Annotated in this window: 19 protein-coding genes; 1 reads left to right on the top strand and 18 read right to left on the bottom strand. The window is 45.4% G+C overall.

The window, feature by feature from the left end:
• Nucleotides 1–97 precede the first annotated feature (97 nt).
• The 15 genes from hisS to trmJ form a co-directional block, all read right to left on the bottom strand.
• Complete coding sequence (gene hisS, locus J8Z23_RS03035) at nt 98–1,366, bottom strand: histidine--tRNA ligase (protein WP_005391530.1); 1,269 nt, start codon at nt 1,364–1,366, stop codon at nt 98–100.
• 26 nt (nt 1,367–1,392) lie between these two features.
• Nucleotides 1,393–2,511, bottom strand: a complete 1,119-nt coding sequence (ispG, locus tag J8Z23_RS03030; protein WP_005391537.1) for a flavodoxin-dependent (E)-4-hydroxy-3-methylbut-2-enyl-diphosphate synthase — start codon at nt 2,509–2,511, stop codon at nt 1,393–1,395.
• Nucleotides 2,512–2,517: 6 nt separating this feature from the next.
• Nucleotides 2,518–3,468: a cytoskeleton protein RodZ gene (rodZ, locus tag J8Z23_RS03025; RefSeq protein ID WP_074190947.1), complete on the bottom strand. Its 951-nt coding sequence runs from the start codon at nt 3,466–3,468 to the stop codon at nt 2,518–2,520.
• A gap of 435 nt (nt 3,469–3,903) precedes the next feature.
• On the bottom strand, nt 3,904–5,031 hold the full coding sequence (locus J8Z23_RS03020; protein WP_005391540.1) for a bifunctional tRNA (adenosine(37)-C2)-methyltransferase TrmG/ribosomal RNA large subunit methyltransferase RlmN: 1,128 nt from the start codon (nt 5,029–5,031) through the stop codon (nt 3,904–3,906).
• Nucleotides 5,032–5,407: 376 nt separating this feature from the next.
• Nucleotides 5,408–5,833, bottom strand: coding sequence for a nucleoside-diphosphate kinase (gene ndk / locus J8Z23_RS03015; protein ID WP_005391542.1), 426 nt, complete (start codon nt 5,831–5,833; stop codon nt 5,408–5,410).
• A gap of 95 nt (nt 5,834–5,928) precedes the next feature.
• On the bottom strand, nt 5,929–7,227 hold the full coding sequence (gene pepB / locus J8Z23_RS03010) for an aminopeptidase PepB (protein ID WP_005391544.1): 1,299 nt from the start codon (nt 7,225–7,227) through the stop codon (nt 5,929–5,931).
• A gap of 161 nt (nt 7,228–7,388) precedes the next feature.
• Complete coding sequence (gene iscX / locus J8Z23_RS03005) at nt 7,389–7,583, bottom strand: Fe-S cluster assembly protein IscX (RefSeq protein ID WP_005391546.1); 195 nt, start codon at nt 7,581–7,583, stop codon at nt 7,389–7,391.
• Nucleotides 7,584–7,627: 44 nt separating this feature from the next.
• Nucleotides 7,628–7,966: an ISC system 2Fe-2S type ferredoxin gene (gene fdx / locus J8Z23_RS03000; protein ID WP_005391548.1), complete on the bottom strand. Its 339-nt coding sequence runs from the start codon at nt 7,964–7,966 to the stop codon at nt 7,628–7,630.
• Between the two features lie 13 nt (nt 7,967–7,979).
• Nucleotides 7,980–9,833, bottom strand: a complete 1,854-nt coding sequence (hscA, locus tag J8Z23_RS02995; RefSeq protein ID WP_434634886.1) for a Fe-S protein assembly chaperone HscA — start codon at nt 9,831–9,833, stop codon at nt 7,980–7,982.
• 21 nt (nt 9,834–9,854) lie between these two features.
• Entirely contained in the window at nt 9,855–10,370 is a 516-nt protein-coding gene (hscB, locus tag J8Z23_RS02990; protein ID WP_434634884.1) for a co-chaperone HscB, read from the bottom strand.
• Nucleotides 10,371–10,425: 55 nt separating this feature from the next.
• On the bottom strand, nt 10,426–10,749 hold the full coding sequence (gene iscA / locus J8Z23_RS02985) for an iron-sulfur cluster assembly protein IscA (protein ID WP_005391554.1): 324 nt from the start codon (nt 10,747–10,749) through the stop codon (nt 10,426–10,428).
• Between the two features lie 70 nt (nt 10,750–10,819).
• Nucleotides 10,820–11,203: a Fe-S cluster assembly scaffold IscU gene (gene iscU, locus J8Z23_RS02980; RefSeq protein WP_005381718.1), complete on the bottom strand. Its 384-nt coding sequence runs from the start codon at nt 11,201–11,203 to the stop codon at nt 10,820–10,822.
• A gap of 38 nt (nt 11,204–11,241) precedes the next feature.
• Nucleotides 11,242–12,456, bottom strand: coding sequence for an IscS subfamily cysteine desulfurase (locus tag J8Z23_RS02975; RefSeq protein ID WP_005391556.1), 1,215 nt, complete (start codon nt 12,454–12,456; stop codon nt 11,242–11,244).
• 28 nt (nt 12,457–12,484) lie between these two features.
• Nucleotides 12,485–12,991 carry a Fe-S cluster assembly transcriptional regulator IscR gene (gene iscR, locus J8Z23_RS02970; protein ID WP_005381720.1) on the bottom strand — a complete coding sequence of 169 codons (507 nt, stop codon included), beginning with the start codon at nt 12,989–12,991 and terminating at the stop codon, nt 12,485–12,487.
• Nucleotides 12,992–13,116: 125 nt separating this feature from the next.
• Entirely contained in the window at nt 13,117–13,836 is a 720-nt protein-coding gene (gene trmJ, locus J8Z23_RS02965) for a tRNA (cytosine(32)/uridine(32)-2'-O)-methyltransferase TrmJ (protein ID WP_006741887.1), read from the bottom strand.
• 231 nt (nt 13,837–14,067) lie between these two features.
• Between trmJ and suhB the strand changes: the two genes are divergently transcribed.
• Nucleotides 14,068–14,871, top strand: a complete 804-nt coding sequence (gene suhB, locus J8Z23_RS02960) for an inositol-1-monophosphatase (protein WP_012842115.1) — start codon at nt 14,068–14,070, stop codon at nt 14,869–14,871.
• A gap of 210 nt (nt 14,872–15,081) precedes the next feature.
• Here the strand turns inward: suhB and secF are convergent, their stop codons facing one another.
• Genes secF through yajC form a run of 3 tightly spaced genes read right to left on the bottom strand, consistent with a single transcriptional unit; the run spans nt 15,082 to nt 18,251 of the window.
• The gene (gene secF, locus J8Z23_RS02955; RefSeq protein ID WP_005391572.1) at nt 15,082–16,029 is read right to left on the bottom strand and encodes a protein translocase subunit SecF; all 948 of its coding nucleotides are present in this window, start codon (nt 16,027–16,029) and stop codon (nt 15,082–15,084) included.
• Between the two features lie 14 nt (nt 16,030–16,043).
• The gene (secD, locus tag J8Z23_RS02950) at nt 16,044–17,900 is read right to left on the bottom strand and encodes a protein translocase subunit SecD (protein WP_006741889.1); all 1,857 of its coding nucleotides are present in this window, start codon (nt 17,898–17,900) and stop codon (nt 16,044–16,046) included.
• Between the two features lie 21 nt (nt 17,901–17,921).
• On the bottom strand, nt 17,922–18,251 hold the full coding sequence (gene yajC / locus J8Z23_RS02945) for a preprotein translocase subunit YajC (protein ID WP_005381725.1): 330 nt from the start codon (nt 18,249–18,251) through the stop codon (nt 17,922–17,924).
• Between the last annotated feature and the right edge of the window lie 105 nt (nt 18,252–18,356).

Raw genomic sequence — 18,356 nt, 5'->3', positions numbered from 1 at the left:
AGCTTAGCTGCCATTGTTCCTATTTCGTTTAAAGGCTCCACATTTGGGAGCCTTAGCTTACGAACTAGGATGTAATTTTGTTAGATTACTAAAAGACTTAAATCAGTGCTGCGATCTTTTCTGCAACTTCTGCTTGGTTGTAAGTCTCTTGCTCACCACCGGCCAAGTCTTTCAGTACTACGGTATTATCCGCAACTTCGTTTTCACCCAGAACTAATGCTATAACAGCACCAACTTTGTCTGCACGTTTAAACTGTTTCTTGAAGTTACCGCCACCGAAGTGATTCATCACACGAACGCCAGGGATGGACTCACGAAGCTGCTCTGCTAGCTTCATTCCTGCCATCATGGTGCCTTCGCCTGCTGTTACTACGTAAACATCCACACTGCGACGAACGTCTGTTAGTTCTAGTGTTTCTAGCATCAGAACAAGACGCTCTAGACCCATTGCAAAGCCAACTGCTGGTGTTGGTTTACCACCTAATTGCTCTACAAGACCATCGTAACGACCACCGCCACAAACGGTGCCTTGAGCACCTAGGCTCTCAGTGATCCATTCAAATACCGTGCGGTTGTAGTAATCCAGACCACGAACTAGACGTTCGTTAACTGTGTATTCGATACCTGCGGCGTCTAAAAGTTCACATAGACCTGCGAAGTGTGCTTTAGATTCTTCACCTAAGTAATCTGAAAGGCGAGGTGCATCACCTAAAATAGCTTGAACGTCAGGGTTCTTCGTATCCAGAACACGCAGTGGGTTCGTGTGCATGCGACGCTTACAATCTTCGTCTAGCACATCAATATGTTGCTCAAGGAACGCAACCAGTGCAGTACGGTAGTCTGCGCGGTCTTCTTGAGAACCGATAGAGTTCAGCTCAAGACGAACATGTTCATTGATACCTAGCTCACGCCATAGACGCGCCGTCATCATGATAAGCTCTGCATCAACATCAGGACCATTAAGGCCAAACACTTCGACACCACACTGGTGGAATTGACGGTAACGACCTTTCTGCGGACGCTCATGACGGAACATAGGCCCCATGTACCACAGACGCTGTTCGTCACGGTTGATCAGGCTGTTTTGAATACATGAACGTACACAACCCGCCGTACCTTCAGGGCGAAGTGTTAGGCTGTCGCCGTTACGGTCATCAAAGGTGTACATTTCTTTTGAAACGACGTCTGTCTCTTCACCAACAGCGCGGCTGAATAGGTTTGTTTCTTCAACGATTGGCATGCGCACTTCGTTATAACCGTATGCGCTAATTACATTTTTCACTGTGTTTTCTAGTTTTTGCCACAGTGGCGACTGAGTTGGGAGGCAATCGTTCATGCCTCGAATTGCTTGAATTGTTTTTGCCACAATACTTACCGTAATTCTCGTTGAGATTAATCTTGTACTTTAACTTCGATGCGGTTTTCGCCATTCATCATGGCGGCTTTCGCACGGATCTTAGCTTCTAGCTGATTCACAAGGTCATCGTTATCAAAGCGCTCTTTCTGGCGTTTACCATCTTCGTAGAATGCGCTCTTCTTGTTACTACCTGCTAGACCTAAGTGAGAAACTTCTGCTTCACCAGGGCCGTTTACCACACAACCTATAATAGACACATCCATTGGCGTGATGATGTCTTCTAAACGCTGCTCAAGTGCGTTCACTGTGCCAATCACATCAAACTCTTGGCGCGAGCAACTTGGGCAAGCAATAAAGTTGATGCCTCGAGAGCGAATGCGCAGAGATTTAAGAATGTCGAAACCGACTTTGATTTCTTCAACTGGATCGGCAGCCAAAGAGATACGCAGCGTATCGCCGATCCCTTCAGATAACAGCATACCTAAGCCAACAGATGACTTAACAGCGCCAGCGCGAGCACCGCCCGCTTCTGTAATACCTAAATGAAGAGGCTGATCGATTTTCTTTGCTAGTAGACGATATGAATCCACTGCAAGGAAGACGTCTGAAGCTTTCACGCTAACTTTAAATTGGTCAAAGTTAAGACGATCGAGATGATCTACGTGACGCATCGCCGATTCAACCAAAGCTTCTGGCGTTGGTTCACCGTATTTCATCTGTAAATCTTTTTCCAAAGATCCACCGTTGACACCAATACGGATTGGGATGTTTTTATCGCGAGCACAGTCAACAACAGCGCGAATGCGCTCTTCATTGCCAATGTTACCTGGGTTGATACGTAAACAGTCAACACCGTACTCCGCCACTTTCAGCGCGATACGATAGTCGAAATGAATATCAGCCACTAATGGTACAGAAACTTGCTGTTTAATCAGTTTGAAAGCTTCTGCTGCGTCCATGGTAGGTACAGAAACTCGAACGATATCTGCACCGACTTTTTCTAGTGCTCGGATTTGAGCGACTGTCGCTTCTACGTCAGTCGTGCGAGTGTTAGTCATTGACTGTACGGCAATTGGCGCACCATCACCAATTGGCACATCACCCACATAAATACGCGTCGATTTACGACGAATAATTGGAGATTCGTGTTGCATAATTTTTTATAACGGTAGAGTGAATCTAGCTACTTTGCCTGAAGTATACCCAGAAAGGTCGACAGGTTCACTTGCAAATGTCATTGTAACCCCTTCCGGTGCACCTAATATCACTTTAAACGGCGCTTTTCCGGTAAGTTCTACATCTTGTCCTGGTTTATGAGTACCACTTACCAGCGTTTTACCATTGGTGTCTTTTACTTGAATCCAACAGTCCGCTTTAAACTTCATAGTAAGAAGTGTCATGCCTTCAGGTACGACTGGCGCAGGCTGTTCCTCTTCCGCAGTTTCAATCACGGCAACAGGTTCTTCAGAATCTACGCTTGTTGTATTTTCAGTTTCAGCAAGCAGAGGATCGCTACCCTGCTCGACTGGTACTTCACTCGTTTCAACAACATCATTACTTGTTGAAACAACGTCTTCAGGAGTACTTGCGATTAACTCCTCAGCCGTCATTAAATCGATATCAGCTAACTCTTGCGCTGTGGGCTTCGGCGCTTCAACACTTGAATCCGTAACTTCCTTCGTTAGGCTATTCTCTTGCTGGTTTTGCCACCACCAAGCGGCAGAAATACCAATAATGACCAACCCGATAACCCAAGTCAGGAGCATGATACGGCTATTGTGCTTCTCATCTTTTGTTTTGCGAGAGAAGCTCTGCATTTCAATTTCTTGCTCTTGCGGCTGTACATCTGCTGTCTGCTCTAACGCAGTCAAAACCATCTTCTCATCAAGGCCCACGAACTTCGCGTAAGAACGCAAGTAACCACGCGTAAATGTCGCAACTTGTTGAGACTCAAATCGGTTATTTTCAATATCTTCAATAACAGAAACGCGAAGCCTCAGGCGATCAGCAACTTGCTTTTGACTCATCCCAAGAGATTCGCGTTTGTTTTTCAGTAATGTGCCAGCTTCAATAGAAAGTGGCACTTCATTCGTATTTTCGTGTTCTGTCATAATGGTGGTATTTAATCTGTTTTAGTGGCTAACGTGGTTATGTATTTTCGTTATTGTTCTTAAGCCTCTTTAAAAGATAGCTAGCCTAAACGCGTTAACCAAAATAATAATTTTAAGAAACTCTCAGCGATTTGAGTGTGAATACCCGTTTTGCAAAAATCAGCAAAGCGTATGTGAGAAAATGCTGAGAATTATCGGTGTCATCGTTAATGTCACATATCATGATAAGCGAATGTGTAACGAAGACAAAAACTCTTTACACTCAAACTAACAGATAGCTCAAGCTTTTGTCCAAACTTTGACAAAGGAATTCGAAATTATACCCAAATAACCTCGAGTTGGAGAGTTGTCGTCATAAATCTTGGCAGAAATGCCCTTATCGCTAAACAAAATAGCCAGAGCAAATGGCTCTGGCTATTTTTGAATTCCGGTCGTTTATACGGCTTTTACTTCAATGGTATCAGCACCGCGCGACGCTTTTAACATTGCAGTACGTTTAGTTCGGTCAATCACATCACCGACTAACTGACCACACGCTGCATCAATGTCATCGCCACGAGTCTTACGAACCGTTACTGTATGCTCATATTGCATCAATGTTTTTTGGAAGCGATCGATACGTGAGTTACTTGGTTTCTTGTAAGGTGAACCTGGATACGGGTTAAACGGAATCAAGTTAATCTTACATGGTGTGTCTTTCATCAGCTCAGCCAGTTCACGAGCATGGTCCATGTCATCATTCACATGATCAAGAAGTACGTACTCAACCGTTACCTTACCGCGGTTTGCATTCGATGAAGCGATGTAACGACGAACTGATGCTAGGAAATCTTGAATATCCCAACGATCGTTAATTGGCATGATTTCACTACGCAGCTTGTCGTTTGGCGCATGAAGGGAAATTGCCAACGCGACGTCGATTTTGCCTGTCATCTGATCAAGGCCAGAAACCACACCTGATGTAGATACAGTCACACGACGTTTTGACAAACCAAAGCCAAGATCGTCCAGCATTAGTTCTAATGCCGGGATCAAGTTCTTCATGTTTAGAAGAGGTTCACCCATCCCCATCATCACGACGTTAGTAATTGGGCGGCGACCTGTTTCTTTCTCAAGACCAATTTCACGTGCAGCGCGCCACACCTGACCGATGATCTCTGAAACTTTCAAGTTACGGTTAAAGCCCTGCTGTGCTGTTGAGCAGAACTTACATTCCAACGCACAACCTACTTGAGAAGACACACAAAGCGTTGCACGATCATCTTCTGGAATGTAAACCGTCTCTACATCCTGATCACCAACGTTCATCGCCCACTTGATCGTACCATCAGAAGAGTGCTGAGCTTCTGCGACTGTTGGTGCCTTGATTTCGCACTTGTGTAAAAGCTTTTCGCGCAGCTTCTTGTTAATGTTTGTCATTTTTTCGAAGTCATCTACACCGAAATGGTAGATCCACTTCATAACCTGATCGGCACGAAACGCTTTCTCGCCGAGTTCTTCTGCGAAAAACTGACGCATGCCTTTGCGATCAAAGTCGAGTAGATTGATTTTTTCAGTGGTCATGTTGCCTCTCAATGACTGAAACAAGAATAAGGGCGCGAATTGTACAGCCTTTATGCAGCTACAACAAGGGGTGTAAAACCCTGAGTTTGCTAAGGCATTAAAATCAAAATGATTAAATTTTAAGCACCTCTTGCGCTATAAGTGGCTATTACACTACCAAAAGTAAAAGCGTAGAAATCGTAAAGGGAAAAGACTAAAAATAACTCACGTTACTGGGCTTTAAAGCCCATTATATAGTCAGACTAGTTAGCGTGTAAGAGATCACTTATGCAGTCAACATTGCCACTCACTTAGGTATATGAAATGAAAAAGCCTCGGAAAGTTCCGAGGCTTTTCTGTATCAGAGCATCACTAACAAGTGAAGTATCACGCCTAATTAGCGAGAGAAAACCTCTGACTCCGGGAAGAAAAACTCAATTTCACGTGCTGCAGATTCAGGGCTATCGGAACCATGAACTGAATTGTGACGCATGCTAAGTGCGTAATCAGCACGAAGCGTACCGCATGCCGCTTCCTCTGGGTTAGTTTTCCCCATCAGTTCACGGTAACGTGCAATCGCATTTTCACCTTCCAGTACCTGAACCATAATAGGACCAGATGTCATAAACTCTTTTAGTGGAGGGAAAAACTCTTTGCCTTCATGCTCTGCATAAAAACCGCTTGCCTGATCTTCAGTCAGGTGAACCATTTTAGCAGCGACAATACGTAGGCCAGCCTTTTCAATACGGTTATAGATTTCACCAATTAGGTTTCGCTCTACCGCATCCGGCTTAATGATTGAAAATGTTCTTTCTAGAGCCATAAAGTTTCCTTTCTGTACTTGTAATAATAGTTGTGTTTTTAAAGTGACTTACTGGGTAAGAGCAGCACTCAAGCAAGAGAGTGCCGCAATCAATCTTATTTACCAGCTTGCTCATTGAGGAAACGAGCAAGTGTACGAACGCCCATACCCGTAGCTCCCGCAGCCCATTTGTCAGACGCAGCTTTACGGTATGTACCCGCACAGTCGAAGTGCAACCAGCCTTTTTTGTAGTCTTCTACGAAGTAAGACAAGAATGCTGCTGCTGTGCTTGCACCCGGAGAGTAGTCGCCAGAACTGATATTCGATAGGTCAGCAAAGTTTGACGGCAGCATTCCACGGTGGAAGTCAGCAAGTGGTAGCGGCCATAAACCTTCTTTTTCTTGGTTTGCCGCAGTGAGCGCTTGATGCGATAACTCGTCATCGAAACTCATTAGTGCGTGGTAATCATTACCCAACGCATTCTTCGCCGCACCTGTTAGTGTTGCACAATCAATGATTAACTCAGGTTTTTGCTCACTAGCGTAGATAAGGCCATCAGCAAGCACTAAACGACCTTCTGCATCGGTGTTCATGATTTCAACGGTTTTACCGTTTTTGTAGGTGATGATGTCGCCAAGCTTGAGTGCGCGACCAGAAACCATGTTCTCTGCACAACAAAGGATCAGTTTTACACGCTTGTTCAAACCACGAAGAATCGCCAGTGCAAGACCACCGGTGATGGTGCCTGAGCCACCCATGTCTGCTTTCATTGCGCTCATGAAGTTAGAAGGCTTCAAGCTGTAACCACCCGAATCAAAGGTGATACCTTTACCGACAAGACACGCGAATATTGGTGCGTTCTCGTCACCTGTCGGGTTGTAGTCTAGCTGGAGCATCGCAGAAGTACGCTCCGAACCACGGCCTACGGCGTAAATGCCTTCCCAACCTTCTGCCAACAAGTCTTTGTCTTTGACGATACGAGCTGTCACTGTGCCTTTAGGCGCAACAGATTTGATGAATTCAGCGGCCATTGTCGCTAGCTGACGAGGGGCAACTTCTTCTGCGGTTTTATTGATGATATCGCGGGTAAAATCAGTCGCAGTAATACGCGCTTGAAGCTCTGCTTGATCTTCTTCAGACAATGCAGACCACTCAACTGAGCCATGTTTTTTTGGGTTACGGTAACCTTGGTGGAAAGCCCAAACGCTCTCTAAATCCCAGTTATCACCGGAAAGAAAAATAGAACGAATTCCTTGGCCATCTAGCTGACGAGCTGCACGTTGAATTGCACCAAGATCGTGACCTTCACCTAAATGAATGGTTGCGCCGTTTTCAGCGAATGAAAGCAGTGCTTTTTCACCCCAATGTGGTGCTGCCGACTCTTGACTTAAAAATACAGACATCTGTGTAGACATGGTTTCTCCTTGTCTTATAGCAGCGTTGCCTACGCTGCTTCTTTTTAATAACTCACGGATGTTAGCATTATGTAGGGCAAAAATGTCAATTGGATAAAAAAACGGACCTAAAGGTCCGCTTTTTTTAGTAAGAATTGTTAACTAGGCTGTGTTTTACAGACTTAGTCTGCTTCATCCATCCAGCACATGATAACGGCTTCCAGAATCTTTTCGTTACAATGGTTTGGGTCATCTTCAAACTCATCTAACTCCATGATCCATTGATGAAGATCGGTAAAACGCACCGTTTGCGGATCAACATCTGGAAACTTGTCACAAAGTTCAATCGCGATATCGCGAGAATCTGTCCATTTCATTGCTCATCTTCCTTTTGCTTCTCCCCTATATTGGGAAGATAGTTTTAGTGATCTTCTGAAGCGTGGTTTAGCGTGTACTTAGGAATTTCTACCACTAAGTCTTCATCAGCAATTTTCGCCTGACACCCTAGACGTGATTCAGGCTCTAGACCCCACGCTTTATCCAGCATGTCGTCTTCCAGCTCTTCACTTTCTTCTAGCGAATCAAAACCTTCACGGATGATCACGTGGCAGGTAGTACAAGCACATGATTTTTCACACGCATGTTCAATACCGATACCATTTTTTAGCGCTACGTCCAGAACGGTTTCACCAGTGTTTGCTTCCAACACTGCGCCTTCTGGGCACAAATCGTCGTGTGGTAATACAATAATCTTAGGCATAACTACTTATCTCTTATATATCGTCTACTGATTGACCTGACAGCGCAGCTCGAATCGATTTATCCATACGGCGCGATGCGAAATCTTGGCTCGCTTTATCGGTATCTTTAATGCCTTGCTCAATCGCATCTGCATCATCACCATTACGCAGCTCAATCAAGGCTTCGATGGCTTTTATCAGGTCTTGTTTCTCTTGTTCTGATAGTAGTTCGTCACCATCAGCTTGTATCGCTGCAATCAAACCTTCTATTACACGGTCGGCCTCAACACGCTGCTCAGCTAGCGCACGAGCTTGCATGTCTTCTTTAGCGTGAGTCATTGAATCACGCAGCATATCCGCCACTTCATTATCGCTTAACCCGTAAGAAGGTTTTACTTGAATCTCTGACTGAACACCGGTGCTCTTTTCCATTGCCGTAACAGAAAGAAGGCCGTCAGCGTCAACTTGGTAAGTCACACGAATATGTGCCGCACCCGCCGCCATCGGTGGAATGCCTTTCAATGAGAAACGAGCCAGTGAACGACAATCATCAACCATTTCACGCTCACCTTGTACCACATGAACACTCATGGCCGTTTGGCCATCTTTGAATGTGGTAAATTCTTGCGCACGCGCAACAGGAATCGTGGTATTGCGAGGGATGATCTTCTCAACCAAACCACCCATGGTTTCAATACCAAGCGACAGTGGGATCACGTCAAGAAGTAACATTTCTGAATCAGGCTTGTTACCCGCTAGAATGTCGGCTTGGATACCCGCGCCGATTGCGACAACTTCATCAGGATTAATGCTTGTTAGCGGTGTGCGGCCAAAAAACTCGCCTACCATTTCACGAACCAGCAATGTGCGTGTTGAACCACCAACCATGACAACTTCGAGTACTTCGTCTGCGTTAACATCAGCATCTTTTAATGCACGACGACAAGACATTAGTGTTTTCTTCACTAATGGGCGAATCAGATCTTCGAACTGCTCACGAGTAACGGTGCCCTTCCAGCCAAACACGTCAACATCAACGCTGTCTTGCTCAGAGAAAGCAATCTTAGTCGCAGTAGCAATGTTCAGTAGCGTACGGTTTTTTTCAGCAGAAAGTGGGGCTTCGAGACCCGCTTGCTCCATTAGGTAATCCGCTAACAGATGGTCAAAGTCATCACCGCCTAAGGCAGAATCGCCACCTGTTGCTAATACTTCAAATACGCCTTTCGATAAACGTAGGATAGAGATATCAAAAGTACCGCCACCTAGATCGTAAACCGCAATCACACCTTCTTGGCCTGAGTCTAGGCCATAAGCAATTGCCGCGGCGGTTGGTTCGTTAAGCAGACGGAGAACATGAAGACCAGCTAATTTCGCGGCGTCTTTCGTACCTGCACGCTGAGCATCATCAAAGTAAGCAGGAACAGTGATCACAACACCCGCTAACTCACCACCTAACGTTTCTTCTGCTCGCTTACCTAGCGCTTTTAGAATGTCCGCAGATACTTCAATCGGGTTTTTGTCACCTTGAGGCGTTTGCAGGATCGGAAGACCATTTTCACTCTCTCGAAAACGATAAGGAAGTGAAGAGTAACGGGACTGGATGTCCTTTAATGAACGACCGATCAAACGTTTTACAGAGATAATCGTGTTCTCTGGTTCAAGCTCTGCTTTGGCTTTGGCTTCGTGGCCAACCGTTAACGTTTCCTCAGTGTAATTAACGACTGAAGGTAAAATAGTACGGCCCTGCTCGTCCGCAAGTGGAGTTGCATCGCCGCTACGTACAGAAGCAACCAAAGAGTTGGTAGTACCTAAGTCGATACCCGCTGCTAACTTATGCTCATGAGGTGCCGAGCTTTGGCCCGGTTCTGCGATTTGAAGTAGTGCCATGATAGGTCCTTGTCACGCTAACTAGCCGAGGAGTTTGTCTTCGACTAGTTCAATTTCGTTCTTTAGTTTGGCAATGAATTTTAGCTTACGAACTCGGTCTGCGGCTTCAGCCCAAAGACCATCATCAAGCTCTTGCTCGACGCTTGCCAGATGCTGTTTGTACATTTTGCTGACCTTAGAATCGAAGTCAAAAAGCGCCGATTCAGGATCGGGGCTGTCAGCAATTTCTTCCAGTTCTTCGCGCAGCTCCATTTGCTCCATTAAGAACATTGGATCTTGCATTGTCTGCTGTTCACCTCGGATCTCAACTCCCTGCTCTGCGAGGATGTACTCGGCACGGGAGATAGGATTTTTCAGAACTTGATAGGCATCGTTGATTTGCGCTGCCTTTTGCACCGCCATCAAACGGTCACGTTCAGATCCCGTTGCAAAGTTATCCGGGTGGAAGCGTTTTTGTAGTTCTCGGAACTGAGAAGAAAGAAGGCTACCATCCAGCTTAAACTGACTTGGTAGCCCAAATAATTCAAAGTGATTCATTAAGTTCGGGTCCTAGTAAAGCCTTCCGGACTCGCTTGCCCAGAAGGACAATCAATTAGACGTTGAAGCTTTCACCACAACCACATTCACTTTTCGCGTTAGGGTTGTTGAATTCAAAACCTTCATTCAACCCTTCTTTCACGTAATCCAATTCGGTACCGTCTAGGTACACTAAGCTTTTTTTGTCGATGATAATTTTCACTCCAGAGAGTTCAAAAACTTCATCTTCTTCGTTAAGCTCATCAACAAACTCAAGTACATATGCCATGCCTGAACAACCAGTCGTCTTCACTCCAAGACGTAAACCGATACCTTTGCCTCGGTTATCTAGGAATGCTCTTACGCGACTTGCCGCTGATTCTGTCATTGTGATGGCCATACTGCACCTTAGTCTGTCTAAATTTCGATTGGAATGGGAGCGTCAAAGCTCCCATTATATTACGGAATAATTATTCTTGGTGTTTTTTCTTGTAGTCTGCAACCGCTGCTTTGATTGCATCTTCAGCAAGAATTGAACAGTGAACTTTCACTGGTGGAAGCTCTAGCTCTTCAGCAATTTCAGAGTTTTTAATTGCTGCTGCTTCATCAACTGACTTGCCTTTTACCCACTCAGTTACTAGTGAGCTTGATGCGATTGCACTACCACAACCGTATGTTTTGAACTTCGCATCTTCGATGATACCTTCAGGTGTCACTTTGATTTGAAGCTTCATTACGTCACCACAAGCTGGAGCGCCAACCATGCCGCTACCTACTGATGGGTCTTCTTTATCGAATGAACCAACGTTACGTGGGTTCTCGTAGTGATCAATTACTTTTTCGCTGTATGCCATGATAAATTACCTCGAATCCTCTATTTCAATCCCTGAGATTAATGGTGAGCCCATTCAACAGTGCTCAAATCAATCCCTTCTTTGTACATATCCCATAGAGGAGACATGTCGCGTAGCTTAGTCACTGCAACGCGGATTTGTTCAATTGCGTAATCAATTTCTTCTTCAGTCGTGAAACGACCAAACGAGAAACGAACCGAGCTGTGAGCCAATTCATCATCCATGCCTAGGGCACGAAGAACGTAAGAAGGCTCAAGGCTTGCAGACGTACAAGCACTACCAGAAGATACCGCTAGATCTTTAAGCGACATTAGTAGTGATTCACCTTCTACGAATGCGAAGCTGATGTTTAGGTTGTGTGGTACACGTTGCTCAAGGTCACCGTTTACCGTCACTGCTTCTAAGTCTTTCACGCCATCAAAAAGACGGTTACGAAGCGCTAAAGCGTGATCGTAATCTTTTTGCATGTCTTCTTTTGCGATGCGGAATGCTTCACCCATACCAACGATTTGGTGGGTAGGAAGTGTACCAGAGCGGAAACCACGCTCATGGCCGCCACCGTGCATTTGCGCTTCAAGACGAATACGAGGCTTACGACGAACGTAAAGTGCACCGATGCCTTTAGGGCCATAAACTTTGTGAGCAGAAAGCGAAATTAGATCAACTTTCATCTCTTGAACGTCGATTGGTAATTTACCTGCAGATTGCGCTGCATCCACGTGGAAAACAATTTTACGCTCACGACACAATTCGCCGATCGCAGTAATGTCTTGAACCACACCAATCTCGTTGTTTACGTGCATAATAGACACAAGCACTGTGTCATCACGCATTGCCGCTTTAAGCTTCTCTAGATCGATCAAGCCATTTGATTCTGGCTCAAGGTAAGTCACTTCAAAGCCTTCACGCTCAAGTTGACGACATGGGTCAAGAACGGCTTTGTGCTCTGTTTTACAAGTGATTACGTGCTTGCCTTTCTTCGAGTAAAAGTGCGCTGCACCTTTAATAGCAAGGTTGTCTGATTCTGTCGCACCAGATGTAAATACGATTTCGCGAGGATCTGCATTTAGAAGGTCAGCAATTTGCTCACGAGCAGTATCGACCGCTTCTTCTGCCTGCCAGCCGTAACGGTGCGAACGCGAAGCTGGGTTGCCAAATGTGCCATCCATTGTCATGTACTGAACCATTTTTTCAGCAACACGTGGATCAACTGGACATGTAGCGGAATAATCAAGATAAATCGGCAGTTTCATTCTCTACTCCAATGTAAAAAGCTGACCGCTAAGAGCGGACGTTTACACCGATGGGCGCGGCGGTTGTATTTTTGTTTGATAGCCCATGGGTTACCGCCAGATCAATGTCCTGACGATCAGAAATTTCGAGGACTTCATTGTCTGTCATCAACTCACCAAGAGTGATGTTATTCAAGAAGTCACTAATGCGAGAGCTTAAGTCGCGCCATAGCGTGTGAGTAAGGCAACGTGTTCCACCTTGGCAATCTCCTTTGCCCTGGCATTTGGTTGCATCGACTGACTCATCAACGGCTGCAATCACGGTACCAATAGCGATACTGTGTGCGTCGGCACCAAGTCGGTAACCACCACCAGGACCACGAACGCTGGCAACGAGACCTGCTTTACGCAATTTTGAAAATAGCTGCTCTAAGTAAGAGAGCGAGATCCCCTGACGCTCTGAGATGTCAGCAAGAGGCACAGGGTTTTGTTGCGAATGCAGTGCCACATCCAGCATGGCTGTCACCGCATATCTTCCTTTAGATGTAAGTTTCATACCACACCGTATCCACATGGTTTGTAATGGTTAAGATTTTTCCATACCTGAGTAATTTGGTCAAGTATTTATTTGACCATTTTACTCAGGTATTCATCCTTACACCTAAAGTGGTTATTCTTTATTCAGAACTTCTTTTCTATCGAGGTTAAAATGCCGCGTAGAATATTGAGCTCCTGGGTTTCTGGCCGAGCACGAGAGAACAAGCGACGCAATTTATTCATCACCTGCCCTGGTTGCTCTTTATTGATAAACTGGGTCTCAACCATCACCTTTTCAAGATGCTCGAAGAACATTTCGAGCTCTCTATGACGTGGGTACTCTTCCGGCTCATTTGGGGCAAACTGGCTTTGCTCTAAGTTCAAATGCGCAACTCGTACTTCGTAACTCAGAGTTTGTACGGCCATCGCTAGGTTAAGCGAGCTATATTCAGGGTTAGCAGGAATGCAAACATGGTAGTGACACCTTTGCAGCTCTTCGTTTGTTAGACCAGTTCTTTCACGACCAAACACGAGCGCGACAGGGTGTTTTCTACCCTCAACCGCAAATTTCTCACCACATTCACGTGGCTCAAGCATTGGCCATTCTAATGTACGAGAGCGAGCACTGGAGCCCACCACAAGGCTGCAATCTTCAACCGCTTCCTCTAATGTGCCGACAATCTTTGCATTTTGAGCAATATCACCAGCACCCGCAGCCAAAGCAAGAGTTTGTTCATCCACTTCACATTGTGGATCGACTAATACTAGTTGGCTTAAACCCATCACTTTCATAGCTCGAGCTGCTGAGCCAATATTGCCTGAATGAGAGGTACCTACGAGTACAATTTTTACTTGATCCAACATCTGTGTTTGCTACCTAAATTAAAACCGCAGAATGTTACCATAGTTTTTTAACACACCCTAGGGCGAAGCAGGCCTCTCTTCTCATTCTTGGTCATTGTTCTCGTTCGCCTCAAGCTAAATACAATAAAACCACTGACTTTAGAACAAAAAATAACCACTTCCCTTTTTACTGATCTCTGGTATACTCGCCGCCGCTTTCATTTGTTCTTTAACATCCGTTGGGAAATTCGTATGCATCCAATGCTAAACATTGCTATTCGCGCTGCGCGAAAGGCAGGCAATCATATTGCTAAATCATTAGAAAACACTGATAAAGTAGAATCTACTCTTAAAGGCACTAATGACTTTGTCACTAATGTAGATAAAGAAGCAGAATACATCATCATCGATACTATCAAGCAGTCTTACCCTGAGCACTGTATCGTTGCTGAAGAACAAGGTCTTATCGAAGGTAAAGATAAAGACGTACAATGGATCATCGACCCACTGGATGGCACCACTAACTTTGTAAAAGGTTACCCACACTTCGCGGTTTCTATCGCTGTTCGTATCAAAGGCAAAACTGAAGTTGCTTGTGTTTACGATCCAATGCAAAACGAGCTATTCACTGCACAACGTGGTGCAGGCGCTCAACTAAACAGTGCGCGTATCCGTGTTGCTCAACTAAAAGACCTTCAAGGTACTGTTCTAGCTACTGGTTTCCCATTCAAACAGAAACAACACGCTGAGTCTTACATCAAGATCGTTGGTGCGCTATTCACTGAATGTGCTGATTTCCGTCGTAGCGGCTCTGCTGCTCTTGACCTATGTTACGTGGCTGCTGGCCGTGTTGATGGTTACTTCGAGCTAGGTCTAAAACCTTGGGATATGGCAGCAGGTGAGCTTATTGCTCGTGAAGCTGGCGCAATCCTAACTGACTTTGCTGGCGGCACTGAGTACATGAAGTCTGGTAACATTGTTGCTTCAAGCGCTCGTGGCGTAAAATCTATCCTTAAGCACATCCGCGAAAACGGTAACAGCGCGATCCTTAAGTAAGATTTGAAAGTCATATTTAGCCCGTCACGCTGATGACTTTAGAAAGCCCCGCTCAATGAGCGGGGCTTTTTTGTATCTACTGAACCGTATCTACTTAGCTGTAATGTAAGGCTCTCCATACAGTGAGGTTCTGCAAGCATACGGCTCGATTCAGATACAAAAAAACCGCTGATTGCTCAGCGGTTTTTTGTTGTCGACTCTCAACCTGCCTTATGGCATTTCGTCGAACTCTGCGCCTTCTTTTTCTACTTGAGGTGGCATCAAGTGCTCTTTCTGGATGCCCAGTTTTAGCGCTAGTGCTGATGCTACGTAGATAGAAGAGTAAGTACCTACAGTGATACCAAGTAGAAGTGCGGTTGCGAAGCCGTGAATCATCGCACCACCCTGCATGAACAGTGCAATTACCACGAACAATGTTGTACCCGAGGTAATCAACGTACGGCTCAATGTTTGGGTGATTGAAGCGTCCATGATATCGGCTGGCTCACCTTTACGCATCTTGCGGAAGTTTTCACGGATACGGTCAAACACAACGATGGTATCGTTGAGCGAGTAACCGACTACCGTTAATAGTGCTGCGACGATGGTTAGGTCAACTTCTATTTGTAGGAATGAGAAAACACCTAACGTGATAATGATATCGTGAGCCAATGCCATAACCGCACCAGCCGCTAGACGCCATTCAAATCGCATCGAGACATAAAGCAGGATACAGATCAGAGACACGAGGATCGCTAGACCGCCAGCTTCTGTTAGCTCATCACCAACGTTAGGACCTACGAATTCAATACGACGCATTTCTACGCTTTCGCCAGTACCATCTTTGATAGCACCAATGATTTGGTTGCCCAGCGTTTCACCAGAAACGTCGTCACGTGGACGAAGACGAACCATTACTTCACGAGCACTACCGAAGTTTTGTACTGTCGCATCACCAAAACCTTTCGCATCTAAAGCGGTTCGGATTTTTTCAAGGTTCGCAGGTTTTTCAAAGCCAACTTCAATTAGCGTACCGCCAGTGAAGTCTAGGCCCCAATTTAGCCACTTAGTTGACAAAGTGAAGATAGAAGCAGCAATCATAAAGATTGAAAAAACGAATGCTACTTTCGACCAACGCATAAAGCCGATCGTCTTCTCTGCTTTTAGAATTTGAAACATATTAATTCCCAGCCTTAGATCGACAATTTATCAACGCGTTTGCCACCGTAAATCAGGTTCACGATACAACGTGTACCAATAATGGCGGTGAACATTGAAGTTAAGATACCGATAGATAGAGTAACCGCGAAACCTTTCACTGCACCAGTACCGACTGCAAATAGAATAATTGCAGTAATCAGTGTCGTGATGTTCGCATCGGCAATCGTACTGAATGCATTCGCGTAACCTTGGTGAATAGCTTGTTGTGGACTACGCCCATCGCGAAGCTCTTCACGGATACGCTCGAAGATCAGTACGTTCGCATCAACCGCCATACCGACCGTTAACACGATACCAGCAATCCCCGGAAGCGTCATGGTAGCGCCTGGAATCATCGACATAACACCAATGATCAACACTAAGTTAGCCATTAGAGCGATGTTGGCAATCAAGCCAAAGCCACGGTAGTAAAGCAGCGTAAACAGCATTACGGCAACCATACCCCAGATACACGCTTGGATACCCATATCGATGTTTTGCTGGCCCATTGATGGACCAATAGTACGCTCTTCAACGATAGAGATAGGTGCGATCAGTGCACCAGCACGTAATAGAAGTGCAAGGTTGTGCGCTTCAGCTGCGGAGTCTATACCCGTGATACGGAAGTTACGTCCAAGAGCCGATTGAATCGTCGCTTGGTTGATGACTTCTTCATGCTTATCTAGGATGACTTTGCCTTCTGGCGTACGACGACCACTGTCTTTGTACTCAGCAAACACGGTAGCCATTAGCTTACCGATGTTCTTCTTAGAGAACGCTGACATCTTGTTACCACCTTCGCTGTCTAGCGAGATGTTAACTTGTGGACGACCGTATTCATCGACACTTGAGCTTGCATCCGTAATGCTTTGACCACCAAGAATAACACGCTTCTTAAGCACAACCGGACGACCGTCTCGGTCCATTTTGATTTCACTGCCTGCTGGCGCGCGACCATTTGCCGCCGCTGATAGGTCAGCTTTATCGTCAACTTCACGGAATTCTAGCGTTGCAGTCGCACCTAGAATCTCTTTTGCACGAGCAGTATCTTGAACACCTGGAAGCTCAACAACAATTCGACTTGCACCTTGACGTTGAACGAGAGGCTCTGCAACACCTAGCTCGTTTACACGGTTACGTAAAATCGTAATGTTTTGCTCAACAGCGTAGTTACGGATCTCTTGTAAACGTTGCTCGGTAAAGGTCGCAGTAAGAGCGTAACGGCCATTTGAATCAGATTCGACAAAGAGCATGTCCGGGTGATTCTTTTCTAGCATTGCTTTCGCTTCTGCTAATTGCTCTTCGTTACGTAGCAGAACCTCTACCGCTTCTTTGCCAGAAGGGCGGATAGCACGATAACGAATTTTTGCCTCACGAAGTTCGCTACGGAAAGCTTCTTCTTGCTGACCAACGAGCTTTTCCATCGCAGCGTCCATGTCTACTTCCATTAAGAAGTGGACACCACCACGAAGGTCAAGACCCAGCTTTAATGGTGACGCGCCAATCGCTTCTAGCCAATCGGGTGTAGAAGGAGCAAGGTTAAGTGCAACAATTGTGTCTTTGCCAAGCGCTTCGCTGATGACATCACGAGCACTGATTTGCGTGTCAGTGTCGTTAAAACGAACAAGAATTGATCCATTCTCGAGAGCAATGGATTTATGAGAGAGTTGCTCTTTATCAAGAGCAGTAGTGACAGCATCCAGCGTTGACATATCTACAGAGGCGCCACGCGCCCCTGTAACTTGAATAGCCGGATCTTCACCGTAGATATTTGGAAGTGCGTATAACGCAGCGGTGATGATGGCAAAAAATACCATCAAGTACTTCCATAATGGATAACGGTTTAGCACAGCGAGGATCCTTTAGCTGTTTTATAGAGACTTAAGCGTACCTTTTGGCAACACTGCAGTGATGAAGTCTTTCTTGATTACCACTTCATTGTTCGCGTTAAGCTCGATTGAAATGTAGTCATTGTCTTCAGCAATCTTAGTGATTTTACCCACTAGGCCACCGCTAGTTAGAACTTCGTCGCCTTTGCCCATAGAAGCCATTAGGTTCTTGTGCTCTTTTACACGTTTCGCTTGTGGGCGGTAAATCATGAAGTAAAAGATCACTGCGAACATGCCAAGCATGATTAGCATTTCAAAACCACCGCCAGCTGGCGCGCCTTCTGCTGCTGCGTGAGCCTGAGAAATAAACATTAAAACATCCTCATTATATTTTATTGATAATCCAACAAGTTGGGCTTTCGCATTTTAGATTCAAGTCTGAGAGTAACTAATAGCGATCACTCTCTCAAAAATAAC

The sequence above is a fragment of the Vibrio sp. SCSIO 43086 genome, from assembly GCF_051132235.1.
GTDB classification, from domain to species: Bacteria; Pseudomonadota; Gammaproteobacteria; order Enterobacterales; family Vibrionaceae; genus Vibrio; species Vibrio diabolicus.
The sequence above is the reverse complement of the archived record's forward strand: the minus strand, read 5'-3'. Positions and strand labels throughout refer to the sequence as shown.